This window comes from Cupriavidus sp. HMR-1, from assembly GCF_000319775.1.
Lineage (GTDB): Bacteria > Pseudomonadota > Gammaproteobacteria > Burkholderiales > Burkholderiaceae > Cupriavidus > Cupriavidus metallidurans.
Genome location: NZ_ANKP01000085.1, coordinates 1 through 25,722, shown reverse-complemented (window position 1 = coordinate 25,722; position 25,722 = coordinate 1). Strand labels below are relative to the sequence as shown.

The 25,722-nt window shown below is 65.2% G+C and carries 26 protein-coding genes and 1 pseudogene; 15 read left to right on the top strand and 12 right to left on the bottom strand.

Annotation, left to right across the window (positions count from 1 at the left end; translation table 11 throughout):
• The 4 genes and pseudogenes from D769_RS12765 to D769_RS12750 all read left to right on the top strand — a co-directional run.
• Positions 1-317 (top strand): annotated as a pseudogene (locus D769_RS12765) (spermidine synthase); the annotation flags it as partial.
• A 65-nt stretch (positions 318-382) separates the two neighbouring features.
• Positions 383-817 (top strand): VOC family protein, encoded by a 435-nt coding sequence (locus D769_RS12760; protein ID WP_008645620.1) that lies wholly within the window; start codon positions 383-385, stop codon positions 815-817.
• The gene (locus tag D769_RS12755) at positions 817-1,560 is read left to right on the top strand and encodes a 16S rRNA (uracil(1498)-N(3))-methyltransferase (RefSeq protein WP_008645619.1); all 744 of its coding nucleotides are present in this window, start codon (positions 817-819) and stop codon (positions 1,558-1,560) included. The genes D769_RS12760 and D769_RS12755 overlap by 1 nt, the downstream gene beginning before the upstream one ends.
• Before the next feature lie 17 nt (positions 1,561-1,577).
• Positions 1,578-2,207, top strand: coding sequence for a YidB family protein (locus D769_RS12750; RefSeq protein WP_008645618.1), 630 nt, complete (start codon positions 1,578-1,580; stop codon positions 2,205-2,207).
• Between the two features lie 97 nt (positions 2,208-2,304).
• Here D769_RS12750 and D769_RS12745 read toward each other — a convergent pair whose 3' ends face one another.
• From D769_RS12745 to D769_RS12735, 3 genes are all read right to left on the bottom strand, one after another.
• Complete coding sequence (locus D769_RS12745; RefSeq protein WP_008645617.1) at positions 2,305-2,913, bottom strand: barstar family protein; 609 nt, start codon at positions 2,911-2,913, stop codon at positions 2,305-2,307.
• Positions 2,910-3,233: a ribonuclease gene (locus D769_RS12740; protein WP_234707109.1), complete on the bottom strand. Its 324-nt coding sequence runs from the start codon at positions 3,231-3,233 to the stop codon at positions 2,910-2,912. Before D769_RS12740 ends, D769_RS12745 begins: the two co-directional genes overlap by 4 nt.
• A 437-nt stretch (positions 3,234-3,670) precedes the next feature.
• Entirely contained in the window at positions 3,671-5,995 is a 2,325-nt protein-coding gene (locus D769_RS12735) for an NADP-dependent malic enzyme (protein ID WP_008645615.1), read from the bottom strand.
• Positions 5,996-6,254: 259 nt separating this feature from the next.
• On the opposite strand from D769_RS12735, the gene thiL reads away from it, so the two are divergent.
• The 3 genes from thiL to D769_RS12720 all read left to right on the top strand — a co-directional run bounded on the left by thiL (position 6,255) and on the right by D769_RS12720 (position 8,446).
• Positions 6,255-7,232 (top strand): thiamine-phosphate kinase, encoded by a 978-nt coding sequence (thiL, locus tag D769_RS12730; protein WP_008645614.1) that lies wholly within the window; start codon positions 6,255-6,257, stop codon positions 7,230-7,232.
• A gap of 97 nt (positions 7,233-7,329) precedes the next feature.
• Positions 7,330-7,902 carry a phosphatidylglycerophosphatase A gene (locus D769_RS12725; RefSeq protein WP_008645613.1) on the top strand — a complete coding sequence of 191 codons (573 nt, stop codon included), beginning with the start codon at positions 7,330-7,332 and terminating at the stop codon, positions 7,900-7,902.
• A 46-nt stretch (positions 7,903-7,948) separates the two neighbouring features.
• Complete coding sequence (locus D769_RS12720) at positions 7,949-8,446, top strand: CinA family protein (RefSeq protein WP_008645612.1); 498 nt, start codon at positions 7,949-7,951, stop codon at positions 8,444-8,446.
• A 49-nt stretch (positions 8,447-8,495) separates the two neighbouring features.
• On the opposite strand, the gene pyrF is transcribed toward D769_RS12720, so the two are convergent.
• Complete coding sequence (pyrF, locus tag D769_RS12715) at positions 8,496-9,314, bottom strand: orotidine-5'-phosphate decarboxylase (RefSeq protein ID WP_008645611.1); 819 nt, start codon at positions 9,312-9,314, stop codon at positions 8,496-8,498.
• A gap of 242 nt (positions 9,315-9,556) precedes the next feature.
• On the opposite strand from pyrF, the gene D769_RS12710 reads away from it, so the two are divergent.
• Together D769_RS12710 and corA are read left to right on the top strand one after the other, a co-directional pair.
• On the top strand, positions 9,557-10,441 hold the full coding sequence (locus D769_RS12710) for a DMT family transporter (protein WP_035884280.1): 885 nt from the start codon (positions 9,557-9,559) through the stop codon (positions 10,439-10,441).
• A gap of 527 nt (positions 10,442-10,968) precedes the next feature.
• A complete protein-coding gene (gene corA / locus D769_RS12705) occupies positions 10,969-11,931 on the top strand; it encodes a magnesium/cobalt transporter CorA (protein WP_008645609.1) in 963 nt (320 codons plus the stop codon).
• 46 nt (positions 11,932-11,977) lie between these two features.
• Here the strand turns inward: corA and mtgA are convergent, their stop codons facing one another.
• The 8 genes from mtgA to mpl all read right to left on the bottom strand — a co-directional run bounded on the left by mtgA (position 11,978) and on the right by mpl (position 20,405).
• The gene (mtgA, locus tag D769_RS12700; RefSeq protein WP_008645608.1) at positions 11,978-12,679 is read right to left on the bottom strand and encodes a monofunctional biosynthetic peptidoglycan transglycosylase; all 702 of its coding nucleotides are present in this window, start codon (positions 12,677-12,679) and stop codon (positions 11,978-11,980) included.
• 83 nt (positions 12,680-12,762) lie between these two features.
• Complete coding sequence (gene aroE, locus D769_RS12695) at positions 12,763-13,671, bottom strand: shikimate dehydrogenase (protein ID WP_008645607.1); 909 nt, start codon at positions 13,669-13,671, stop codon at positions 12,763-12,765.
• Positions 13,671-14,492, bottom strand: coding sequence for a TonB family protein (locus D769_RS12690; RefSeq protein WP_224446163.1), 822 nt, complete (start codon positions 14,490-14,492; stop codon positions 13,671-13,673). The genes aroE and D769_RS12690 overlap by 1 nt, the downstream gene beginning before the upstream one ends.
• A 241-nt stretch (positions 14,493-14,733) precedes the next feature.
• Positions 14,734-16,872, bottom strand: a complete 2,139-nt coding sequence (locus tag D769_RS12685) for an RNB domain-containing ribonuclease (protein WP_008645605.1) — start codon at positions 16,870-16,872, stop codon at positions 14,734-14,736.
• Positions 16,873-17,017: 145 nt separating this feature from the next.
• A complete protein-coding gene (fabG, locus tag D769_RS12680; protein WP_008645603.1) occupies positions 17,018-17,758 on the bottom strand; it encodes a 3-oxoacyl-ACP reductase FabG in 741 nt (246 codons plus the stop codon).
• Entirely contained in the window at positions 17,755-18,399 is a 645-nt protein-coding gene (locus D769_RS12675; RefSeq protein WP_008645595.1) for a chorismate lyase, read from the bottom strand. Before D769_RS12675 ends, fabG begins: the two co-directional genes overlap by 4 nt.
• A 14-nt stretch (positions 18,400-18,413) precedes the next feature.
• Positions 18,414-19,013 carry a YqiA/YcfP family alpha/beta fold hydrolase gene (locus tag D769_RS12670; RefSeq protein ID WP_008645593.1) on the bottom strand — a complete coding sequence of 200 codons (600 nt, stop codon included), beginning with the start codon at positions 19,011-19,013 and terminating at the stop codon, positions 18,414-18,416.
• A 12-nt stretch (positions 19,014-19,025) separates the two neighbouring features.
• On the bottom strand, positions 19,026-20,405 hold the full coding sequence (mpl, locus tag D769_RS12665) for a UDP-N-acetylmuramate:L-alanyl-gamma-D-glutamyl-meso-diaminopimelate ligase (protein ID WP_008645590.1): 1,380 nt from the start codon (positions 20,403-20,405) through the stop codon (positions 19,026-19,028).
• A gap of 124 nt (positions 20,406-20,529) precedes the next feature.
• Between mpl and D769_RS12660 the strand changes: the two genes are divergently transcribed.
• The 6 genes from D769_RS12660 (at position 20,530) to prmA (ending at position 25,715) form a co-directional block, all read left to right on the top strand.
• Positions 20,530-21,213: a hypothetical protein gene (locus D769_RS12660; protein WP_040011021.1), complete on the top strand. Its 684-nt coding sequence runs from the start codon at positions 20,530-20,532 to the stop codon at positions 21,211-21,213.
• A gap of 82 nt (positions 21,214-21,295) precedes the next feature.
• Positions 21,296-21,838 carry a TlpA disulfide reductase family protein gene (locus tag D769_RS12655; protein ID WP_008645582.1) on the top strand — a complete coding sequence of 181 codons (543 nt, stop codon included), beginning with the start codon at positions 21,296-21,298 and terminating at the stop codon, positions 21,836-21,838.
• A 229-nt stretch (positions 21,839-22,067) separates the two neighbouring features.
• Positions 22,068-22,556 (top strand): type II 3-dehydroquinate dehydratase, encoded by a 489-nt coding sequence (gene aroQ, locus D769_RS12650; protein WP_024570919.1) that lies wholly within the window; start codon positions 22,068-22,070, stop codon positions 22,554-22,556.
• 255 nt (positions 22,557-22,811) lie between these two features.
• Positions 22,812-23,276 (top strand): acetyl-CoA carboxylase biotin carboxyl carrier protein, encoded by a 465-nt coding sequence (accB, locus tag D769_RS12645; RefSeq protein WP_008645580.1) that lies wholly within the window; start codon positions 22,812-22,814, stop codon positions 23,274-23,276.
• A gap of 114 nt (positions 23,277-23,390) precedes the next feature.
• On the top strand, positions 23,391-24,758 hold the full coding sequence (gene accC, locus D769_RS12640; protein WP_008645579.1) for an acetyl-CoA carboxylase biotin carboxylase subunit: 1,368 nt from the start codon (positions 23,391-23,393) through the stop codon (positions 24,756-24,758).
• A 42-nt stretch (positions 24,759-24,800) separates the two neighbouring features.
• Positions 24,801-25,715: a 50S ribosomal protein L11 methyltransferase gene (gene prmA, locus D769_RS12635; protein ID WP_035884286.1), complete on the top strand. Its 915-nt coding sequence runs from the start codon at positions 24,801-24,803 to the stop codon at positions 25,713-25,715.
• The last annotated feature ends 7 nt before the right edge of the window (positions 25,716-25,722 follow it).

The following is a 25,722-nucleotide window of genomic DNA, read 5'->3' as shown; positions in this document are numbered from 1 at the left end:
CGATGTCGCTGCACTTGGGGCCGCCGCTGCATCGGCCGGAAACGGCGCGGCGGCTGCTGGCACGGCTGCGGCATGTGTTCCGGCATGTCGCGCCGCTGACGACCTTCGTCCCCGCCTATGGCGCGCTGTGGGGCATTGCGCTGGCCAGTGACGCGCTCGATATCGCCGCGCAGCCCGCCGATAAGATCGCAGCGCGCCTGCAGCAGTGGCAGCTTGAACACAAGCTGCGGGCCTATCACGCGCACCTGCACCCTGCCCTGTTCGTCCATCCGCGGCACGTGCAGGCGATCTTCGACAGCGGCAGCCGTCCCGCGTAACATGCACGGACGCGCCTCGCGCCAAGCAGCGCGGGGACGAGATTCGTTCCATCCGGGAGATCATCATGTCCAGACCGCCCAACACGCCCTGGCTCACACCCTATCTGACGGTCGCCAGCGGTCGCGCCGCCCTGGATTTCTATGCGCGGGCTTTCGGCTTCGCGGCCGGCCATGTCGTCGATGAAAACGGCGTGCCCATGCACGCCGAGATGCATTACGAGGGCCAGTTGGTGATCATGTTCGCGCCTGAGGGCGCGTGGGGCAGCACGGCACGCACACCCCGGTCGCTAGGTGTGGAAGCCCCGCAAACGTTCTATGTCTACTGCGCTGACGTGGATGCGATCTACGCAAGGGCCGTGGCCGCTGGCGCCGCAAGCGTCACGCCGCCCGCCGACCAGTTCTGGGGCGACCGGTACTGCATGCTCGAAGATCCCGATGGCTACCGCTGGGGCTTTGCGACGCCGCTGCCCAAGACCCCGGATTCCAAACCCACTCCCTGATGCCACCCAGATTTTTTGTCGATGCGGCGCTCGCCGCGGACACCGTATTGGAATTGCCCGACGCCGTTGTGCGCCACGTCCACGTGTTGCGCCTGGCGCCCGGTGACGCCATCACCCTGTTCAACGGCCAGGGCGGCAGCCACCCGGCCACGCTGACCGAGATCGCCAAGCGCCACGCCAGCGCGACGCTTGGCACCCACGACGCCTCGGAAGCCGAAACCCCATTCGCCGTCACGCTGGCCCAGGGCCTTGCTGGTGGCGACAAGATGGACTGGCTGATCGAAAAGGCCGTGGAACTCGGTGTATCCGCCATCCAGCCGCTTCAGGCTGCCAGATCCGTCGTCCGGCTATCCGGCGAGCGCGCCACCAAGCGCCAAGCGCACTGGCAGGCACTGATCGAGGCCGCTTGCGAACAATGCGGCCGTAACCGCTTGCCGGCGTTGGCGCCCGTGGCTAACGTGGAGTCGTGGCTGGCCAGCGCGCCAGCCACTGCTGCAAAACTGCTGCTCTCGCCGCGCGCATCGGCATCGCTGCCCGAACTGGCGCAAGCCGAGCGCGAGGCATGGCGCGCCGGCGGCGTGACGTTGCTGATCGGGCCCGAGGGCGGCTTGTCGCCGGAAGAAGAAGACCGCGCGCGCCGCGCCGGTTTTATCGGCGTGTCATTGGGACCGCGCATTCTGCGAACGGAAACCGCCGGGCTGACCTGCCTGGCGACACTGAACGCCATCCTTGGCGGGTTTTGACCTAAAAGGAGTCAAACATGGGACTACTCGATAGCGTGCTGGGCGGTGTGCTCGGCCAACTGGGCGGTGGCCAGCACGGCGAACAGGCCGGAGGCGGCCTGAATCCCAAGATGATGATGGCGCTGGGCCTGCTGGCAATGATGGCGATGCGCCACAAGGGCCAAGAGGCAGACGGTGGTGTGGCGTCCGCGGGTGCGGATGCGGGCGCCGGTGGCCTGGGCGGTCTCGGTGGACTTGGCGGTGTGCTGGGCGGATTGCTCGGTGGCGCGGGCGGTGGCGCTGGCGGTGCCTCGGCCGCGGGTGGACTGGATCTCGGCTCGCTGCTCGGCGGCCTGCTTGGCGGTCAAGGCGGTGCAGGCGATTCGGCGCAGGCGATGGGCGCCGCCGCTGGCGGCATCGGCGCCTTGCGAGACGTCCTGGCGCAAGCGGGTCTGGGCCAACAGGTCGATTCGTGGATTGGCACAGGCGCGAACCAGGCCGTGAGCGCGTCGGATTTGTCCTCCGCGCTGGGCGGTACGGGTGCGCTCCAGTCGCTCGCGGAGAAAACCGGGCTGTCGGCCGACGACGTGGCTTCAAGCCTCAGCGAAGGCCTGCCCGAGCTGATCGACCGGCTGACGCCGCATGGAGCAGTACCGCCGGCTGCGTAACATCGGCACCGCAAACAAAAATGCCCGCTTTGACAGCGGGCATTTTCTTGACCGGAACACGGCGCCGATCGTGCGCCTGGAGCACCGCCAGATCCGTTCAGGCGAACGAGTAGAACACCCGGAACTGCACCTTGCGCTCGCCCCAGAACTCGGCGGCATCGCGGAACACGTCGAGCAGTACCTCGCGCGCTTCCTTGTCGAACTTCTGCGCGATCGGCAGGCCTTCCAGCACGATCACAAAGCCCGGTTGCGGTCCGGCCTTGTAAATCATGTCCGTCAGGCAATCGGACAATGCATCGAAGTTCTTGCCGAAATGCTTCGGGAAGGTGAATTCGGTGGCAATGCGATCGAGGATCTCGGCCTTGCTGGCGCAATCCGCGCAGTTCGCATAGAGGAAGTGCTGATTCAGTGCGGCGGCTGCCTGGGCCAGCTCCGGCACGCGGAACGCGCGGATCGACTGGACGATGTTTGGACGCACCGTCTTGAACAGGTTCATGGCTCCCTCATTGGTGCCGTTGTCATCGCAAGCCACCATGGCGGGCGCGCATGCGGGCGGAAGTCGATGCGGCAGATCCTGGCGCGGCATCATCAGCACATTGTCGTATAGGTTCTGGGCCTGATGGTGGGCCCTTTGCCAGCCATCTCCGGCGCCGCGCTCCTCGCGGGCGGCAAGGGCGTCGCCCAATCCGAAAATGTCAGTCATCATTTGGTTATCCGTTTGAAGCTGTTGTAGTGGTCTTCCGTGTAATAACAGTCGTTGGCGGCGCGTTGATCACCACCGCAAACGATCCGCTTGGCTCCCCGGTTCCGGCTATTGCTGTTCTTGACGGTGTACTCGCGGTAATACCCGCGAGATTGCTGTGGCAGGCTGCGCTCGTAGTTGCCAAAGCGCGAACCGTCCTTGTCATACGGGAACGGCCCACCGGCCTCGATACGCTCCAGCGTCTGCCGTGCCTCGTTGGGCAGTTGCTGTGCGGCGATGGTTCCCACCACCCCCTGCACATCGTCGGGCGCCTGCCTGGCCATGGCGCCTTGCGGCGCCAGGGTCAGCGCGATGGATACCGCCGCGCCCGCCAGCACGCGGCCCAGGCTTCGGGCCAGGCTCAGGGACTGCCAATGTGACTGCCGCTGCGACTGACTCGACAAAATCCGGGAACCCACGTTATCGAAAAGTTGGCGAAATGTTATTTGCGGGTCACTCCGACACCTGTTAATCACCCCTCGCAGGCCCGGCGCACGCTTCAGGCGAACGCCCGCATTCAAAGGCGTAAGGTTACGCGCATGTCCATCATTAATCAATCCCTGCGCCTTTGCCCGCCCGTTTTCTTCAATTGTTTCAACATGTTATCGATATGTGTGCGCATACTAACCTCGCAAGCAGCGAGATCATGCGGGCATGAAAAAAGCCGGGCGAGCCCGGCTTTTTTGGCACTGCATCAAGAAGGCTGAAACGCTTCGTCCGCTCAGACCTTGGCGGCCGCGTCCACGACCACCAGCGCGGTCATGTTGACGATACGGCGCACCGTTGCCGAAGGCGTCAGGATATGGACCGGCGCCTTCACGCCCAGCAGGATCGGACCGATCGCCACGTTGTTGCCAGCCGCCACCTTGAGCAGGTTGTATGAGATGTTGGCGGCATCAATGTTCGGGCACACGAGCAGATTGGCTTCGCCCTTGAGCGCGCTGTCCGGCACCAGCGAATCGCGCAGCTTTTCGTCGAGCGCGCTGTCGCCATGCATTTCGCCATCCACCTCGAGATCCGGCGCGCGGTCGCGCAGGATCTTCAGCGTGTCGCGCATCTTGCGTGCCGACGGCGCTTCCGACGTACCGAAGTTCGAGTGCGACAGCAGCCCCACCTTCGGCTCGATACCGAAACGCTTGAGCTCCTCCGCGGCCATGATCGTGATCTCGGCCAGTTGCTCGGCGGTGGGATCGACGTTGACGTGCGTGTCCACCAGGAAGATCTGGCGGCCGGGCAGAACCAGGCCGTTCATTGCGGCGTACACGCAATTGGTGCCGCCGATGACCTGGTCGATATAGCGCAGGTGGGCCGCGGTGGTGCTGACCGTACCGCAGATCATGCCGTCGGCCTCGCCCTTCTTGACCAGCATCGCGCCGATCAGCGTGGTACGGCGGCGCATTTCCAGCTTGGCGTACTGCGGCGTGATGCCTTCACGCGCCATCATGCGGTAGTACGCGTCCGAGTATTCGCGGAAGCGCTCGTCGTGCTCCGGGTTCACCACCGTGAAGTCCTCGCCCATGCGCAGGCGCAGGCCGAAACGCTCGATGCGGTGAGCCAGCACGGCCGGGCGGCCGATCAGGATCGGGTTGGCCAGCTTCTCGTCGACGATCACCTGCACCGCACGCAGCACGCGCTCTTCCTCGCCCTCGGCGAAGACGATGCGCTTCTTCTCCTTCTGCACCTTGCGGGCGGCCGCGTAGATCGGCTTCATCAGCGTACCCGAGTGGTACACGAACTGCTGCAATTGCAGGCGGTACGCGTCCATGTCCTCGATCGGGCGCGATGCCACGCCCGATTTGGCGGCGGCCTCGGCCACGGCCGGCGCGATCTTGACGATCAGGCGCGGATCGAACGGCTTCGGAATCAGGTATTCGGGGCCGAACGACAGGTCCTGGATGCCATAGGCCGACGCGACGATATCGCTCTGCTCCTGGCGCGCCAGCTCCGCCACCGCGTGTGCTGCGGCGATTTCCATTTCACGCGTGATCGTCGTGGCGCCGCAATCGAGCGCGCCACGGAAGATGAACGGGAAGCAAAGGACGTTGTTGACCTGGTTCGGATAGTCGGTGCGGCCCGTGGCGATCACGGCGTCCGGGCGGACTTCCTTGACCAGTTCCGGCATGATTTCCGGATTCGGGTTGGCCAGCGCCATCACCAGCGGCTTGTCGGCCATCTTCTGCACCATCTCGGGCTTCAGCACGCCCGCGGCGGACAAGCCCAGGAAAATGTCGGCGCCTTCGATGACCTCGGCCAGCTTGCGCTTGTCGGTCTTCTGCGAGAAGCGCGCTTTTTCCGGGTCCATCAGTTCGGTACGGCCTTCGTAGACCACGCCGGCCAGGTCCGTCACCCAGATGTTCTCGATGGGCAGGCCCAGGTCGACGAGCAGGTCCAGGCAGGCCAGCGCGGCGGCGCCGGCGCCCGAGGCCACCAGCTTGACCTTCGAGATGTCCTTGCCCACCACGTTCATGCCGTTGATCACGGCGGCGCCCACGACAATCGCGGTACCGTGCTGGTCATCGTGGAAGACGGGGATCTTCATCCGCTCGCGCAGCTTGCGCTCCACGTAGAAGCACTCCGGCGCCTTGATGTCCTCGAGGTTGATGCCGCCGAACGTCGGCTCGAGCGAGGCGATGATGTCGACCAGCTTCTCGGGGTCTTTCTCGTCGACTTCGATATCGAACACATCGATGCCGGCGAACTTCTTGAACAGGCCGGCCTTGCCTTCCATCACCGGCTTCGACGCGGCCGCGCCGATATCGCCCAGACCCAGCACGGCGGTGCCGTTGGTGATCACGGCCACGAGGTTGCCACGCGCGGTGTAGCGGAACGAATTGGCCTGGTTGGCCACGATTTCCTCACACGCTGCCGCCACACCCGGCGAATAGGCCAGCGCCAGGTCGCGCTGGTTCGACAGCGGCTTGGTCGGGGTGACCGAGATCTTTCCGGGGGTGGGAAACTCGTGGTACTCGAGCGCGGCCTTGCGCAGCGCCTCACGCTGCTGCTGTTTCAGATCGTCTTGGGACGGGGACTGCTGAGGGCTTGTCATCTGCGCATCTTCCGATCGGTGGAGCCGCACTGAATAACGCTGGCGATTGAGCGCGGGCCGGCTCCACGAACCCGCTGTCTCCGCTGTAGGCGCTTTTGGAAGTGTGCATTTTATATTGTGAAATACTATTTCACAATAAGCCTTTTGCTTGGGGCACCTTTGCGTTTCGGTACAATATGCCCCATGCCGATGGGCTTTACCAGCCGAGTCTCCAGCGGAATTTCCGCGGCATGTTTCCTCCCAGGTTCCCCGCCCCGTCATGCCCCAATCCTCCCCCGCGCTTTCCGAGTTTGACCTGATCCGACGCTATTTCACGCGCCCGGTCCATAAGGCCGCGCTGGGCGTGGGTGATGACTGCGCGCTGATCGAGGCGCGGCCGGGCCACCAGCTCGCCATCAGCACCGACATGCTGGTCAGCGGTCGGCACTTTTTCCCGGACGTTTCACCGCGCGCGCTGGGCCACAAGGCCCTGGCCGTGAACCTGTCCGATCTGGCGGCAATGGGCGCCGAACCCCGCGCATTCACGCTGGCGCTGGCGCTGCCCGAGGCGGATGCCGGCTGGCTTGCCGAATTCGCGGCCGGCATGTTGGCGCTGGCCGACGACCACGGCTGCGAACTGATCGGCGGCGACACGACCAAGGGTCCGCTGACGCTGTCGATCACGGTGTTCGGCGACGTGCCCCCGCGTCAGGCGCTGCGGCGCGACGCGGCGCGCCCCGGCGACGATATCTGGATCTCCGGCACGCTCGGGGACGCGCGCCTGGCCTTGGGCGACTGCCGCGGCGAATGGCTGCTGCCCGAGCCAGACTTCACGCTGATCCGTCCCCGGATGGAAACGCCGACGCCCCGCGTGGCACTGGGACTGGCGTTACGTGGCGTGGCCCATGCGGCACTCGACATTTCGGATGGGCTGATCGGCGATCTCGGCCATATCCTCGAACGCTCATCGGTCGGCGCGATTGTCGACGTCGATGCGTTGCCGCGCTCGGAGATTCTTGGCGCCCAGCCGGAAGAATGCCAACGCGCCTGCGTGCTGGCCGGTGGCGACGACTACGAACTCTGTTTCACGGCGCCGGTGGGCGCGCGCGAAACCATTGCCAGCATCGCGCGCCAGCTTCGCCTGCCGCTCACGCATGTCGGATCCATCACACCGGAGGCGGGCCTGCGCCTGGTGGATCGCGAAGGCAATCCCTACGTGTTCAAGGGCGCCTCGTTCGATCATTTCGCCGCGCCCTGACACGCGGCACGCAACCCATGTCATGATCCCCCATGCGCGCGGGAGAAATATCTGAAAGTGCGCCCTGAAACCTATAAGACTGACGAGCCAATCCTTGATGTCCGCCTATCCCCCCGGGGCCGCGCCGAGCGACCCCGTTGACCCCGTCACGCTGGAAGCCGGCCAGACCACCAAGGTCACGCGGCCGACCGGCCGGTTCATGCTGGGCCACCCGGCCCGCCTGATTGCGCTTGGATTCGGCTCTGGCCTGTCGCCGGTCAGCCCCGGCACCGTCGGCACGCTGCTCGGCTGGCTGTCGTTCATCGTGATCTCGAAGTGGATCGATCCGACCACCTGGCTGTGGATCATCGCTGGCGGCTTCGTGATCGGCATCTGGGCCTGCCTGCGCACGGCACGCGACATGGGCGTGTATGACCACGGCAGCATGGTCTGGGACGAGATCGTTGCGTTCTGGCTGGTGTTGCTATTCGTGATGCCAACGGGCTTCTGGGGCCAGTTCGCCGCGTTCGTGTGGTTCCGGTTCTTCGACATCGTCAAGCCGGCACCGATCCGCTACTACGATCGCACGCTCAAGGGCCCGGGATTTACCGGCGCCTTCGGCGTGATGTTCGATGACATCTTCGCGGCGTTCTACACGCTGCTCGTGTTCGCCTTGTGGCGTTCGATCTGACACGCAGAAACACCGAAACACCCCGGGAATTTCAGGAACCGCCGTTATGTCTGTCAGCCGACTGCTCGACCAGCTTGCCATCCAGGCCGGCGCCGCTCTATCGGAAAACTCGCTCATGCTTGCCACCGCAGAGTCCTGCACCGGCGGGCTAGTCGCTGCCGCGATCACGGATGTTTCTGGGTCTTCGGGATGGTTCGAGCGCGGCTTCGTGACCTATTCGAACGAAGCCAAGACGACGATGATCGGGGTGCCGGCCAAACTGATCCGGGACCATGGCGCGGTCAGCGAGGAAGTGGCGCGGGCGATGGCTGAAGGCGCGCTGCTGAACAGCCGCGCCCAGGTATCGCTGGCCATCACCGGGGTAGCCGGCCCGGGCGGCGGCACCCCCGAGAAACCGGTCGGCATGGTCTGCTTCGGTTGGAGCAACCGCATCACCACGCATACGGAAACGCAGCGCTTCAAGGGTGACCGCGCCCAGATCCGCCGCCAGGCTGCCGAGCACGCGATGCGCGGCCTGCTGGAACTGATTCGCAACGAAGCCTGAATCTGCTCCCCTCTCCCACGACTGGGAAAGGGAGAACCCTTCACGCAGATCAGCCGTGACGATAGCGATTGATCGTCTCGCGCGTCTGCAACGCCACGTTTCGCGCTGCCAGCGCAAAGTCCTTCTCGCGGCTGGCGTACAGGATGGCACGCGACGAATTGATCATCATGCCCGTGCCGTCGGCCGTGCGGCCGGCCTTGACCGTGGCCTCGATGTCGCCGCCCTGGGCGCCGATGCCCGGAATCAGCAGTGGCATGTCGCCGACGATCTGCCGGACCTTGGCGATCTCGTTCGGGAACGTCGCGCCCACCACCAGACCCATCTGCCCGTTGGTGTTCCAGCGTTCGCGCGCGGCTTCGGCCACCACCTGGTACAGCGGCTTGCCGTCGACCTGCAGGAACTGCACGTCAGACCCACCGGGATTCGACGTGCGGCACAGCACGATCACGCCCTTGCCCGGATACGCCAGATACGGCGACATCGAATCGAAGCCCATGTACGGGCTGACGGTCACGGCATCGGCCTTGTAGCGTTCGAAGGCCTCGACTGCATAGTGCTCCGCCGTGGAGCCGATATCGCCGCGCTTCGCATCGAGGATCACGGGGACGCCGGGGTGCGCGTCGTGGATGTACTCGACCAGCTGTTCGAGTTGGTCTTCGGCGCGCTGCGAGTGGAAATAGGCGATCTGCGGCTTGAACGCGCAGACCAGGTCGGCCGTGGCATCGACGATTTCGCGGCAGAACGAGAAAATCGCGCCGCCCGTACCGGTCATGGACAGCGGCAGCTTGGCCGGGTCGGGATCAAGCCCGACGCACAGCAGGGAATCGTTACGCTGCCACGCGGCGGACAGCTGCTCGGTAAAAGTCATGGGATGCTCGGAATTCGGGTGAAGCCGGCGGCCCGGCTGTGAACCAGTGTCTACACAGCATAACGCGGGCAGGTGCCGACCGGTTGGCTGCAACGGCACCCGGACAGGTTCCGCACTGCAGCATATGGGACGTTGGCGGCAATTTTACCTGTTGGCGTGATATTGTTTGCAGCTTCCGCTTAAAAAGAGCGACGGCGACACCTGGGTTGCAGGGCGTCCGCACGCCGCCTGTCTCCCGATTCATGAAACTCGACCGCCGCGGTCTCATCCTCCTCGTCATCCTGACCCTCGCCTGGGGCATCAACTGGCCGATCATGAAGCTGGGCGTGGCGCACTTTCCCGCCATGGGTTTCCGGCTGCTGTGCATGGCCGGCGGGCTGGTGGCGCTGGGGCTGGCGCTGACGTTCCGGGGCGACTCCCTGCGCGTGCCGCGCGCGGCGTGGGGCACGGTACTGAAGCTGGCGATCCCGAACATGGTGATCTGGCATCTGTTCGCCATCTGCGCGGTCAAGATGCTGTCATCGGGCCGTGCGGCGATTCTCGGCTACACCATGCCGATCTGGGCCGTGGTCTGGGGCCTGGTGATCTTTCGTGACCGTATTGCCTTGTCGGCCTGGATCGGTATTGGCTGCGCGCTGGCCGGCACGGTCCTGCTGCTTTCGGGCGAGATTGCCGCGCTGACCGGCAGCCCGGCCGGCACGCTGCTGATGCTGGTAGCCGCTGCCGGCTGGGGTTTTGGCACCCAGCTCATGAAGCGCACCCACACCGACGTGCCGATCGGCGCCATGACGTTCTGGATGCTCGCCATCACCCTGCCATTCCTCGGTGCGGGCACGCTGCTGTTCGAGAGCGGCTGGCGCATGCCGACCGCGATCGAATGGGGCGCCATCGCCTACAACGCGGTGGTGGTCTTCGCGTACTGCCATTTGGTCTGGTTCGCGCTGGCGCGCAGCCTGCCGCCGGTGGTCTCGAGCCTGTCGATCATGTTCATTCCCGTGGTAGGCGTGTTCTCCGGGATGTGGTTTCTCGGCGAAACGCCCCACTGGCAGGACTACGTGGCCATCGTGCTGATGTTCGCGGCGCTGTCCTCGGTCATGCTGGCGCCGCTGTTGCGCCGACGCATGTGAACCGGCTTGTGAGCAGCAACGCCGCCGAGATTTCACTTAACAAGCCACCCCGCGTTGGGCTACACTCGCGGCCATCAGAATCCCGGAGAAAGTACGTGGGCAGTAGCATCGGGTGTTCGAGTTGCCGCGACAAAGTTGCGACACCGTCGAATGCCATGTCACTGCGGGCTGCGTAACGTCGATCCGTGTGGGGCACAGTCCCCGCCCTTCGCCGTCCTTGCCCGCAGACACCTGCGGGTGAGTGTCTTTCCGTTTCCCCCAGCGGCCGCCGCACCGGCTGCCGTGTCGCGTTTCGGATCCTCCCTCCCCCGGCTTGCCAGCCAAATCCAGGCAAATCGCAGGCAAACGCCATCGCGTAGCGGCCCTTGAGTCGCAGCGCGATCACGCTTGCCCGGCCGCGCCATGATCAGATTGCTGGTGAGCCTTGCCTGCGCCTGTCTCCGACGTAGACCCAGCGCAATCGGCAGCACCATCGGGATGCATCGACGCATCCTGGCGGCGCCGCCAAGTAACAAGGAATCCAAGGGATGATCAATCTGTTCGTCCTGCAGAAAGGCCGGCTTGCCCAGGAGCAGGTCGACGAGCGCAACGAGCTGCTGCAGCACAAGCCCATCTGGATCGACGTGGTAAGCCCCGACGACGAGGAACTCGCGTGGATCAAGGAAGCCTATGGCGTGGTCCTGCCCGAACTCGAGGACTTGGGCGACCTGGAAGCCTCGGCACGATATTTCGAGGGCGAGGACGAGAACATCCACATCCGCACGGACTTCCTGCTGGCCGAGGACGACGCCTCACGCAACGTCCGCGTGGCCTTTGTGCTCACGCGCGACGTCCTGTTTTCCATCCACGATGAAGACCTGCCCGTGTTCCGGCTGGTGCGGCTGCGCGCCCGGATGCGTCCGGGATCGGTGCGCAACGCCAAGGACGTGCTGATGGACCTCTACGCGACTGACGCCGAGTATTCGGCCGATTCGATCGAGGAGATCTACGAACGCCTGGAGGAAGCCAGCCGCCGCGTGCTGGCCGAGAACGTGACCGATGCCGCCGCCGCCGACGTGCTGGAAACCATCGCGCGCGAGGAAGACTTGAACGGCCGCATCCGCCGCAACGTCATGGATACGCGCCGCGCGGTGTCTTTCCTGATGCGCAGCCAGCTGCTGTCGGCCGAACAGCAGGACGAAGCGCGCCAGATCCTGCGCGATATCGACTCGATCGAGAACCACACCGCGTTCCTGTTCGACAAGATCAACTTCCTGATGGATGCCACGGTCGGTTTCATCAACATCAACCAGAACAAGATCATCAAGCTGTTCTCGGTGGTGTCGGTAGCACTGATGCCGCCCACGCTGATCGCCAGCATCTACGGCATGAACTTCAAGGTGATGCCCGAGCTCGACTGGGCCGCCGGCTATCCATGGGCGATCGCGCTGATGGCGGTGTCCGCGGCGATTCCGCTGGTGTATTTCCGCAGGAAGGGCTGGCTGAGCTGAGGGTCTTCTGATCCCCTCTCCCACAAGCATGAGAGGGGGAACCGCCTTAGTCCGGCAACGTTGCCGCGCCCATCCGCCTGGCGATGATCGACGCCTTGACGCGGAAGTTCACATGCACGTTGGCGCAGTACTGCTTCTTGTCGAAGCACTTGGGCGCCGGTAGCGCGGCCGCCAGCCGGGCGGCCTGCCCCACGCTGAGCTTCGAAGCCGAGGTATGGAAGTAGTGCTGCGCGGCAGCCTCGACGCCGAACACGCCTTCGCCCCACTCCACCGAATTCAGGTAAATCTCGAAGATGCGCTGCTTGTCGAGCCACAGCTCCAGCATCCACGTGATGGCCAGTTCCTGGCCCTTGCGCAGATAGTTCTGCTCCGAGGACAGGAACAGGTTCTTGGCCAGCTGCTGCGTGATGGTGGAACCGCCGCGCACGATGCGCCCACGCTGCTTGTTGCGTTCCCAGGCATCGAGCATCGCATCGAGTTCGTAGCCGGGATGATTGACGAAGTCGGCATCCTCGCTGGCGATCACGGCGCGCTTGATGTTGCGCGAGATATCGTCGTAGCGCACCCATTGCCGCTGCACCGGGCAGCTCCAGAAATTGAAGCCGCACAGCCGCCAGCGCTCGGCACGCATGAACGTGGTGGACGACGGATTGACGACCTGCCAGGCAGCGATCTGCAGGAAGAAATAGACCTGCATCGCCACCACGCCAACGATCAGGCAGCCGGCCAGATAGGCCAGCCAGCGCAACGGGTTCGCCCCGCCGGCGCTACTTGCCGACGATCGTGGTGACGATCTGGCGGATGCGCGGGCCACGCTGCGTCAACGCCGCCTTAGCGGGCGGCTTCGGCCTGCAGCGCCGCGCGCAGCTCGGCCAGCACGGGGGCGGTGCTGGGCCGCACGCCGCGCCAGTTGTAGAAGGCTTCGGCGGCCTGTTCGACCAGCATGCCGAGCCCATCCGCCGTGCGCGCGCCGCATTTGGCCGCGTAGGCCAGGAACACCGTCGGCTGCGCGCCGTACATCATGTCGTACACCAGCACGCCTTCGCCGAGCAGGTGCTCGGGCACGGGCGGCACTTCGCCTTGCAGGCTGCTGGACGACGCATTGATCACCACATCGCAGCGCTCGTCCTCGGACAGCGCATCGAGCGCGTCGAGGCCACCGGCCCACAGCTCCACGTTGTACTGGTCCGCCGCTTCCACGAATTCCTCGACCATGTCGCTGGCGCGCGAGGCGGTCCGGTTGGCCACCACGATGCGCGCCGGACGGCATTCGATCAGCGGCAGCATCGCGCCCATCGCGGCGCCACCGGCGCCAAGCACCAGAATGCGCTTGTCTTCGAGCAGCACATCAAGGTTGTCCTGGATGTCACGCACCAGCCCGATGCCGTCGGTGTTGTCGCCATGGATCAGTCCGTCCTCGATCCACATCGTGTTGACGGCGCCGGCAGCCTCGGCACGCGGCGTGAGGCGATCGGCCAGGTCATACGCTTCGAGCTTGAACGGCACGGTTACGTTGAAGCCATGGCCTCCGCCGGCCAGGAATTCGCGCATCGTATCTGCGAACGCATCGAGCGGGGCTTCGAGCCGGTCATACTGCACCGCCTCGCCGGTCTGGCGCGCGAAGGCGGCATGGATCGCCGGCGAGCGGCTGTGCGAAATCGGATTGCCCACCACCACGTAGCGGTCGACGCTATCGGCACGTTCGGCGGTGTTGGGCTGGGAATTCTGGTCTGCGGTCATCAGCGGCCTTGCAGGCGGACATCGAGCCCGCTGCGGGTGAACTTGAAAGTGGAAACGACTTCGAGGATATCCTGCTTCGCCTGCATCTCCGCCGTGAACGCCCCGAACGGCGCGGCCGCACGCACAATGGCCACGGCCTGGCGGTCGAGCGCCGGGTCGCCGGAGCTCTTGGCCACGTCGATGGCCTCGACGTTGTAGCCGTCGCGGTTGTAGCCAAGCTTGCCCTGGCGATTCACGTTGATCACGAGGATCAGTTGCCCATAGATCGGCTTGCCGTTGCGCTGCGGGAAATCGCTCGTACCCCGCGTCTCGATCTTGCGGCGCAGGCGGTCGTAATACTGTGCGTAGTCAACGCCCTGCGCGCTGGTCGCGGTCAGCTGCATCCGCTTCGGGCGCTTGGCGTAGTGCTCGAGATTGCGGCCGATCTCGGCTTCGAGCCGGGCCATTTCATCGTTTGACGTGCGGTCGTCCTGGCCGCGCGTGGGCTGGTCGGAGCGCTGCTCGCCTGGCTTGACCGGCTGGCTGCGCACAGCGGGCGCCGCCTCGCGCGATTGCGTCATCAGCCGGCGCTGCTCTTCCTCGAGTTGCTCGACGCGCCGCTGCGTCATCTTGATGAGGTCGCCCTCCTTCGATTCGGTCTGCGCGGGCAGCGGCGTGGTAGCGCGCTGGGCGTCGTGCTCGCCGCCACCGTCGAGATTGGCCTGCGCCAGCACGGTCGGATTGCGCGGCTTCACCGCCGATTTCGAATTGACCAGCACGACGTCGAGCTGCGGGTCGGAACGCTTGATCTCGAACACCTCGGGCGCTGCAACCCGCACCATCAGCAACAGGGCGTGCACGGCCACGGAGATGGCCAGGGCCTTGGTCAGCGTGCTGCTGGATTGCCACCATTCGCGCGGATGGCGCGGGAGACGGGGAGCAGGAAGGACGGCGTTCACGATTGGGATGGGCGGACGGCGGCGAGAAACGATCGAAACGCCGGCCACCCCACTATCGGGGGGCGGCCGGAACAGGCTTCGATTGTAAGGGAGTCGACCCGTTTACCGAAGACTCAACGAAGACTCAGGCAGCCGGATTGGCGCCAGTGTCGCGTGGCGCAGACGGCTCGTCGTCCTGATCGCCCTCAGAAGCCTCGGAATCGGCATCCTCCGGCGCCGCATCGGCCCCTTCCGCCGCGCCTTCCGCAGCGTCTTCAGCCGCTTCCTCGGCGGCGGCATCGGCGGCCGCTTCCGCGGAAGCCTCGTCCAGCTCCTCGTCGGTGTCGAGATCCTCATCGGGCATCGCGCCCTCGCCGGCAAAGACTTCCAGCACCCGGCACGACACCTCGAGCGAGATTTCGTCCGTCGTGGCGATCTCCAGCAGCACCTGCGTACCACGCACCGCCTGCATCAACTCCGGCACACGGGTGACCAGCGGGATGTCGGTAAAGCGCACCGCGCCATCCTTGAGCACCGTGGCCATCATCCGGTCACGATTCTCCTGCTTGAGCCAGCGCAGGCACCAGTAACGCTCCATGGTCGACTGGTGGTCGGCGTAGGCCGCATAGGTCCCTTCGAAGTCAGCCACGGCCGCCAGCAGGTCGGCGTCCTTGGGCTTGAACGGCGCAACGAGCTTGGCGGTCACGCCATGCTGGGCCACGGCCATGATCTGCCATTGATTGACCAGGTCGACGTAGCGGCGCAGCGGCGACGTGCTCCACGCATACTGCGCGACGCCCAGGCCCTCGTGCGGCGCGGGGTACGTCTGCATCCGCGTGCGGTGCATCCCCCACGCCTTCTGCGTGCGGTAGATGCCCGGCACGCCGTGGTCCGCCAGCAGCTTGCCCCACGTGCTGTTGGCCAGAATCATCAACTCGGCCACGATCTGGTCCAGCGGCGAGCCACGGCGGCGCTGCTCGATACGCACGCGCTCGCCGCCGCCCTCGATCTGATCGATGTAGAAATTGAAATCGGCGCGGTTGTGCGCCTCCGGGCGCAGGCCGCTGGCAAGACGCGCGCGCTGGCGCTCGTCGTGCAAGTGGTTGGCCAGCCGGTACAGCTCGGTCAGTTCATCGCGGAACGGATAGTCGCCCGTGCCCGCGGCCAGCGCAGCTTCCGTCACGATGTCGTCGAGCAGGTTGTGCCGCAGGTTCGCGGCAATCGGCACCAGCTCGGCGCGCGTCTCGCTGCCGACGATGGTCAAGCCATCCACGCCGTTCGGGTCGATCGTCACGTAAAGCGACAGCGCCGGGCAAGTGCGGCCTTCCTGCAGCGTGTAGCGGTCCACTACGCTGTCGGGCAGCATCGTGATCTTGTCGCCGGGGAAGTAGACGGTGGACAGTCGATGGCGCGCGATGGCGTCGAGCGGCTCGCTGCGGCGGATGCCGAGCCCCGGCGCGGCAATATGGATCCCCACGCGCAGCTTGCCATCGCCCAGTCGCGTCACGGACAGCGCATCGTCGATCTCGGTCGTCGTAACGTCGTCGATCGAGAACGCCTGCACATCGGCCACGGGCAGATCGGTGGGCGGCTCCGGCACATCGACATCGGGGAAACCAGTGCCCTTCGGGAAACAATCGGCCAGGAACTTGGCCTCATGCAGCGCGCGCGGGCTTTCCACGCCGCCAACCGCCACCATCAGCCGCATCGGCGTCATGCCGAGCGCTGTGCAGGCGGCATCCATTGCCTTGTATTCGAGACTGTTCTTGTCAGGCTTGAACAGCAGTTGCAGCGCCTTGCCGCGGAACGCTTCGGGCAGGGTCAGCGCCTTGAGTTGCTCCTCGTACTCGCCCTGCACCAGCGCCTGCTGCTTCTTGCGTTCCACCGCGGCCAGCGCGGCCTTGAGCTGGTCTTCCGGCGCGCGCATGTAGCGGCCCCGTCCCTTGCGGCGGAAATAGATCGGATTGCCATGCAGCGCCATCGCCAGCGCGGCCTGCTGCACCGGGCCCGCGTCGGCGCCATAGTATTCGGCGGCCAGTTCGGCAAAGCCGAATTCCTCGGCCGGCGCGCATTCCCAGAGGAAGTCGAGATCGATCTCGGCGATCATGTCGCCGGTCTGCCGCACCATCTCAATTGCCGACGGTTGGGCGAACTGCAGCAGCACATCCTTGGCCTTGACCTTGGTGCGCTTGCCCGCAGGCAACTCGACCTGGTAGGCCTCGCCCTGCTGGGCGAGCACGGTGCCGGCGCGGATTTCGCCGCCTTCTTCGAACAGCAACTGCATTGGATTGGACTTTCAGAAGTGCCGGGCAAGGCACGAGGAATGCCCGGACGGATACTCGACCGGGGATGATACCGCACCCCGCCGCCGCGGCCGCCGTGGCCGCACCGGACGGGGTGCTTCAGGTCAATGCGATTTCGGAGTCAGATTACAGCGACATGCCGCCGCTGGCTTCGATCGTCGTGCCATTGACGTAGCTGGCGTCGTCGCTGGCCAGGAACGTGTAGATCGCGGCAATCTCCGACGGCTCGGCCAGGCGGCGCATCCAGCAATGTTCCTTCATGCCATCGAGCACCTTCTCAGGCACGGTCTGCAGGATCTCGGTATTGACGAAGCCCGGGCATACCGCATTCACGCGCACGCCCTTCGGACCCAGCTCGCGCGCCCAGGTCTTGGTGAAGCCGATCACGCCGAACTTGGAAGCCGCGTAATTGGTCTGGCCGAAGTTGCCATACAGGCCAACCACGCTCGATGCATTCAGGATCACGCCGCTGCCCTGCTCGGACATGATGCTGGCCACGGCCTGTGAGCAGTTGAACACGCCCTTCAGGTTGACGTCGATGACCGCATCGAACTGTGCCTCGGTCATCTTGGCGAGGCGTGCGTCCTTGGTGATGCCGGCGTTGTTGACGAGAACATCGATGCGACCGTGGCGGGCCAGCGTGGCTGCCACCATGGCATCGACCTCGTCGCGGCGCGTGACGTCGACCTTGTGCGCCTCGACCTGCGCGCCCTTGGCGGCCAGCCGCTCGGCGGCCTCGCGCACGCGCGCCTCCTGCACATCGCACATGATGAGCTTCGCGCCTTCGGCGGCGAAACGTTCGGCGGTGGCAAAACCGATGCCGGCGGCGGCGCCGGTGATGATCGCTACGCGTCCCTGCAATTTCATGATTCGGGTCTCTCTTCCTGCTTGGATGGTGTGTGATGTGTGTCGATACGGCGGGGCAGTCTGGTGCCGCCCGCGCCGGTGTTCTCAGGCGCTGCCCGTGTCAGCAGGTCCGGCAAGAAGACCTCCGTCACGAGCATGGCGCCGCCGCCACGCCGGAACACCGACCGCCGCGCGGGCAACATCGGCTCCGACGACAGCGCCGGCAATACCCGCTGCAGCGCCTGACGCAGCGGGTGGCACGGGGTCAGCCGTGCAAACTGGAATGGGTCGCGCCGCACGCGCGGATCGACGAACAGCGCGCCGCCGAGCGGCCGGTTGCCCAGCCCGCGCAAGAACGGCCAGTCGCGCCGCGCGTACCGGGGGTCGACGATCGTGTGAGCGAATACGGCTGGCGTCTCGTCGCAGATCAGCAGCACTTCGCGCGTGATGGCCGGCAGCGGACGGATCAGGCCGAGCGCCCGCCATTCATCGGCGAACGGCAACTGCGGCGCCTGCGCCAGTCGCCGCACGCGAAAGGCGGCGGACGCCGACATCAGCCGAGCCGTCAGCGAGCCTTCGCCAGTGATCCAGCGGCGCTGGTTCAGCGGAATCGACGCGTCATACGGCAGATGCGCGTGCCATGCCGCACGCAGCTTTTGCATCCCTGTTACGCCACTCATGCCACGGTCTTTCCGTTAGGGGTATAGCCACAGAAAGCCAGTACGTCGTCGACGTATTCCTCGAACTCGCTGATGCCGTGATCGCTGCCCTCGATGACCCGGATGTGCGCGCCCGGACAGGCCGCGATCATCTCGCGATAGTCGAGCACTTCGTCGCCAGTGGCGGCCAGCAGGTAGTAGCGCTCGGGTCTGGTGATCGCGTCCACCCGCAGGTCCAGCAGTTCCTGCAGGTGCTTGCGTTCGACCACCACCGAGCCGCCGCCGTGATAAAGCGGCTGCTCGCCCAGATAGCGCTCCAGATCGGTCCACGGGTGAATCGCCGGATTCAGCAGCACGGCGCGGCAGCCGTGCTTTTCCGCCAGCCAGCGCGCGTAGAACCCACCCAGCGACGAACCGATGATGGCGATGTCGGTTTCGCCGCCGGCTCGCGCGCCACGGATCGCGGCTTCAGCCTGGGCAATCGCCAGCGAGGGCGAGACATTGAGCATCGGACAGGCAAAATACTTCTCCACGCCCCAGGCGCGCATCCGGTCCTGCACGACCCGCGACTTGAACGACTGCGGCGAGGAACGGAAACCGTGCAGGTACAGCAGCATGTGGATTCCCGGTCAGGACTTCGCGCCGAGCGCGTCGAGCAGTTTCTGGTGTACCCCGCCGAAACCGCCGTTGCTCATCACGAGCACCTGGTCGCCGGGCTGGGCGGCCGCGCGCACGGCTTGCACCAGCGTGCCGAGGTCCTGGAACGCCGCGGCCTTCTTGCCGAGGGGGGCCAGCGCTTCGGCCAGGTTCCAGCCCAGCGCGTCCTTGCCCGAGGGCGCGCCATATCCGAACACAAGGTCAGCCTCGCGCAGGCTGGCCGGCAATTGGGCAGCCATCACGCCAAGCTTCATGGTGTTCGAACGCGGCTCCAGTACGGCGAGGATGCGTGCGTCCCCCACCCGGCGGCGCAGCCCGTCGACCGTGGTCTGGATGGCCGTGGGATGGTGCGCGAAGTCGTCGTAGACCGTCACGCCACCCGCCACGCCGCGTACTTCCATCCGGCGCTTGACGTTGGAGAAACGGCCAAGCGACTCGATCGCCTGCGCCGGCGGCACGCCCACGTGGCGCGCGGCTGCAATCGCGGCGATGGCGTTCAGGCGGTTGTGGGTACCCTGAAGGTCCCAGACCAGCGTGCCTTGCAGCGCCTCGCGGAACCAGATGTCGAAGGCATCCTTGCCCTCCGGCGCGGTGGTCTTCGGATCGGTCTCGCTCCAGTCGCCCACGCCGAACTGCTCCACCTCGCTCCAGCAGCCGCGCTCCAGCACGCGTGCCAGTGCGGGCTCCTGGCCGTTGACGACCAGTCGCCCCTCGCCCGGCACAGTGCGCACCAGATGATGGAATTGGGTCTCGATCGCGGTCAGATCCGGGAAGATGTCGGCGTGATCGTACTCAAGGTTGTTGAGGATCGCCGTACGCGGACGGTAGTGGACGAACTTGCTACGCTTGTCGAAGAACGCGGTGTCGTACTCGTCGGCCTCGATAACGAAGAAGTCCGATTCCGTCAGGCGCGCCGAAATGCCGAAGTTCTGCGGCACCCCGCCCACCAGAAAGCCCGGGTTGTAGCCGGCGTCTTCCAGAATCCACGCCAGCATCGACGTGGTCGTGGTCTTGCCATGCGTGCCAGCCACGGCCAGCGTCCACTTGCCGTTGAGCACGTGCTCGCCGAGCCATTGCGGCCCCGAAACGTACGGCAGGTTGCGGTTCAGGATCGCTTCCATCAGCGGATTGCCGCGCGAGACCACATTGCCGATCACGAACAGGTCCGGCTTCAGCGAAAGCTGGTCGGGGTCGAACCCCTCGATCAGGTCGATGCCCTGGGCTTCGAGCTGGGTGCTCATGGGCGGATAGACATTGGCGTCGCAGCCAGTCACGCGGTGCCCCGCCTGGCGGGCCAGGACAGCCAGGCCGCCCATGAACGTACCGCAGATGCCAAGGATATGAATATGCATGGAAGCTCGGGAAAATGCATGGGGCCGCGCCGGGCGCGATGCGTGGCGCGGCAACTGAACAAGGTCCCGATTGTACCGCGTGGGTCGAAGGGCCCGACTGCGTCCGCGCGGGTATCATCGCAGCATGTCCCGACGTATGCCTTCCGACCCCATCCGTCTGCGCGAGGAAATCGCCCAGGCCGCAGCCCGCATGATCGCCGAAGATGGCGCCGACTACGCCACGGCCAAACGCAAGGCCGCCCGCCAGATCCTGGGCGACGCGCGCGTGGCCGGCGAATGGCTGCCTGACAACGAGATGATCGAGGATGAGGTGCGCGCCTACCAGGCGCTGTTCCACGGCGACCACCAGCCGCGCATCCTGGCGCTGATGCGCCAGTTGGCACTGCTGGCGATGGACGACCTGGCCGCATTTCGCCCCTATCTGGTGGGCGCGGTGCTAAACGGCACGGCCACCGAGCACTCGGACGTCTATATACAGTGCTTCTGCGACAGCCCCAAGGATGTGGCGCTGCACCTGCTCAATGCCGGCGTGGATTTCGACACCAGCGAAAGCCGGCACTTTGCCGGCCGTGGGGATGTCGAAACGCTCAGCTTTCTGTGGCGTGGCCAGTGGCCGGCCACTCGCGAGGCCCGCGCCCTCGCAGGAGAAGTCCGCGCCACATTGGGTGCCCCAGTCGGAATTCACCTCGCGCTGTATGATGCCGACGATGCACGCGGCGCGGTCAAGGCCGACGCTTCCGGGCGTGTGGCCCGCGCCGATGCCGACGCCGTACGCGCGCTCATTGCCTCGACCGACACCGGGGAATGAGCATCCGGCCCCGGTGTCAGCCCTGGCCTATCGCCTCAATCGCCCGTTATCTAATTAGAACTGTCCTCTTCGCCGCCCGAACATGACCGCATCTGCTCCCACCCGCCGTTCGCCCTTTGTCTTGTGGATCATCATCGCCATCGTCGCAGCGGCCGCCGGCGCGCTGGTGGCCCACTTCGCTCTGGCGCCGAAGGCCGTTTCGGATCAGGCAGTGGAAACGCTGTTCCATACCAAGATGCCGGACCCGGCTGGTGCGGAAGTCGATTTGTCGAAGTTCCGCGGCAAGACTCTGGTGGTCAATTTCTGGGCGCCCTGGTGCGGTCCCTGCGTCGAGGAAATGCCCGAGCTGACCGCGCTGCACGGCGAATATGCCCCCCGCAACGTCGAATTCGTTGGCATCGGTATCGATTCGGCCAGCAATATCCAGGATTTTCTGAAAAAGGTACCGGTGGCGTACCCGCTCACGGTGGCAGGCTTTGCCGGCACGGAACTGTCCCGGACCTTTGGCAACACCCAGGGCGGGCTGCCGTTCACGGTCGTCATCACACCTGACGGCACTGTGAAGTACCGCAAGATGGGCCGCGTGCATGCCGACGAACTCCGCGCGGTACTGCCTGGGGCTTGATCCCGCGCAAGGCCAAACCCGCCGAATTTCATCGATCTGAAGCCGAACGTTCATCAATTGACCGCGAACGTGCGGACAAACCCTCAGCCGACAACGGTTTATGCCTCAAAAGGCACTCGGCGACTGAGATATGACCCTGGATCGACATTTCGCCTTGTATCCCGCGCTAGACAAATCCCTCTAAGCTACGGTAATCTCCGCGCAATTTCGTTGAACTGGTCGAGCCGCCGTGTCTTCTACTCCTGCCGTCAGCCGCCCCGTCCGTTACCGCAAGGTGCTGGTTCTGCATGGTCCGAACCTCAATTTGCTCGGGACGCGCGAGCCGCAGACGTACGGGCACACGACGCTGGACGATATCAACGAAGCGCTGACCAAGCGCGCGGCCGAAGCGGGCATCGGGCTGGATACGTTCCAGTCGAATCACGAGGGAGCCCTCGTGGACCGCATTCAGGCAGCGCGTGGCGAGGGGGTGGACTTCATCATCATCAATCCGGCGGCCTATACCCATACGAGTGTGGCCATGCGCGATGCGCTTGCCGGCGTGGCCATTCCCTTCGTCGAGGTGCATCTGTCCAATGTGCATCGCCGCGAGCCGTTCCGTCATCACTCCTATTTCTCTGATCAGGCGATCGGGGTGATATGCGGCCTGGGCTGGCAGGGTTATCTGCTGGCGCTGGATTACGCGCTTGCACAGGAACAGACCGCATCATCTGGCTAACGCCGCAAGAATCAAGCCGCACCCGGGAGGCTGTTTCAGAATGAAGCGAAGCGGTTCTGGCCTGACGCGGGGCCGCAGACAGTACAGGTACCCGCAACGATGCCAGAATCATTCTGAAACCGCCTCAAGCAAGAACGACATAACAAGGGGCTGCCGCCGTGCCTGTCGCGCATGGCAAGCCAATCAACGATTCACCGCCGCCGTCGCCTCCGAGCAGGAGCGTGACCGGACAACCCGATTCTGGAGGATAAGAAGATGGACCTGCGCAAGCTGAAGACGCTGATCGACCTGGTGGCCGAATCCGGCATTTCGGAACTCGAAGTGACCGAGGGCGAAGGCAAGGTACGTATCGTCAAGCAACCTCCGCAGGTCATGGCCGCTCCGATGGCCATGCCCCAGTACCAGCAATTGCCCGCCGCCGCCCCGGCCATGAACGTTGGCGGCGCACCGGCCGCCGCCGCTGCGGAAGCACCGCAAGTTCCGGCTGGTCACGTAGTGACCTCGCCGATGGTCGGCACGTTCTACCGCGCGCCGTCGCCGGGCGCCGCGCCGTTCGTCAACGTGGGCGACACCGTCAAGGAAGGCCAGACCGTCTGCATCATCGAAGCCATGAAGCTGCTCAACGAAATCGAGTGCGACAAGGCTGGCGTGATCAAGGAAATCCTGGTCGAAAACGGTCAAGCCGTCGAATACGGCCAGCCGCTGTTCGTGATCGGCTGATTCCGGCCCGTCCGGCGCTGACGCGGCCTGGCCCAATGGCCCTGCCGCATGCGTCAGCCCGACGCTCCGAAAGCCGGTGCGCCGGGCCCGCCCCTGTTCTCGCAGAGAGAGACCATGTTTGATAAAATTCTGATCGCGAACCGCGGTGAAATCGCCCTTCGCATCCAGCGCGCCTGCCGCGAGCTGGGCATCAAGACCGTGGTGGTGTACTCGGAAGCCGACAAGGACGCCAAGTACGTCAAGCTGGCCGATGAAGCCGTCTGTATCGGCCCGGCCCCGTCGCCGCTGTCATACCTGAACATGCCGGCCATCATCTCGGCCGCCGAAGTGACCGACGCCCAGGCGATCCACCCGGGCTATGGTTTCCTGTCCGAGAATGCGGACTTCGCCGAGCGCGTGGAGAAATCCGGCTTCGTGTTCATCGGCCCGACCTCCGAAAACATCCGCCTGATGGGTGACAAGGTGTCGGCCAAGCAGGCCATGATCAAGTCCGGCGTGCCATGCGTGCCCGGCTCCGATGGCGCGCTGCCCGATGACCCGAAGGAAATCCTGGCAACGGCCCGTCGCGTGGGCTACCCCGTGATCATCAAGGCCGCCGGCGGCGGTGGTGGCCGCGGCATGCGCGTGGTGCACACCGAAGCCGCCCTGCTCAACGCCGTCAACATGACGCGCGAGGAAGCTGGCCGCGCCTTCGGCAATCCCGAGGTCTACATGGAGAAGTTCCTCGAGAACCCGCGCCATGTGGAAATCCAGATCCTGGCCGACCAGCATCGGCAGGCCATCTGGCTGGGCGAACGCGACTGCTCGATGCAGCGCCGCCACCAGAAGGTGATCGAGGAAGCGCCGGCACCGCACATTCCGCGCCGCCTGATCGAGCGCATCGGCGACCGTTGCGCAGAGGCCTGCAAGAAGATCGGCTACCGTGGCGCCGGCACGTTCGAGTTCCTGTACGAGAACAACGAGTTCTACTTCATCGAGATGAACACGCGTGTGCAGGTCGAGCACCCGGTCACCGAGATGATCACGGGCATCGACATCGTGCAGGAGCAGATCCGCATCGCCTTTGGCGAGAAGCTGCGCCTCCGCCAGAAGGACGTGGAACTGCGCGGCCACGCGATCGAGTGCCGGATCAACGCCGAGGACCCGTTCAAGTTCACGCCGTCGCCGGGCCGCATCACCGCTTGGCACATGCCCGGTGGCCCCGGCGTGCGCGTAGACTCCCATGCGTACGACGGCTACTTCGTGCCGCCCAACTACGATTCGATGATCGGCAAGATCATCACGTATGGCGCGACGCGTGACCAGGCCATCGCCCGCATGCGCATCGCGCTGTCGGAAATGGTGGTGGACGGCATCCTGACCAACGTGCCGCTGCACCGCGACCTGATGCTTGACGCCAACTTCGTGGAAGGCGGCACCAGCATCCACTATCTCGAACACCGTCTGGCCCAGAAAGCCAACGTCCAGGGCGAAAAGGCCTGAAGCGTGGCCAATCGGCCGGCAAAGCAGTAACAGAGGAATCCCGTGGCTTTCCAGGAATGTGTGATCGAAATTGCGCAGGAGCAGGCGGAAGCCTGGTCCGACGCATTGTTCGACCTCGGCGCGCTGTCGGTATCGGTGGAAGACGCCGATGCCGATACGCCCGACGAACAGCCGCTCTTCGGAGAGCCCGGGCTGGAGCCGACGCGGCTCGCGTGGAACCGTTCGCGCGTGGTGGCGCTCTTCGATGAAGAGACCGATCCCGCGCTCGTGGTAGCCGCGGCCGCTAACGCGCTCAAGGTCGACCCGGTGCCGCCGTACGAACTGCGCGGCGTGGAGGACCAGGACTGGGTACGTCTGACCCAGTCGCAATTCGAACCGATCCGCATTGGTGAAAAGATCTGGGTGGTGCCTTCGTGGCACGAAGCGCCAGACCCCGATGCCGTGATTCTGGAGCTCGACCCGGGCCTGGCATTCGGCACCGGCAGCCATCCGACCACGCGCCTGTGCATGCAGTGGCTGGAAGCCAACGTGCGCGCCGGCGAAACCGTGCTCGACTATGGCTGCGGCTCTGGCATCCTGGCCATCGTCGCGAAGAAGCTCGGCGCCGGTGACACCGTTGGGATCGACATTGACCCCAACGCAGTGGATGCGTCGCGCTACAACGCTGAACGCAACCGCGTGGAGGCCAGTTTCGCGCTGCCGGAATCGGTCTCCGAGGCCACCTACGACCTCGTGGTGGCCAACATCCTGTCGAATCCGCTCAAGCTGATGGCGGCGATGCTCAGCGCGCGCGTGCGGCCGGGCGGCCGCCTGATCCTGTCTGGCGTGCTCGAACGGCAGGCCGAGGAAGTGGCCGCCGCCTACGCGCCCTGGATCCCCATGTCGGTCTGGCGCAGCGAGGAAGGCTGGGTGTGCCTGCATGGCACGCGCCCTGCCGCACCCGCCGACCGTTCCTGATCTTTCA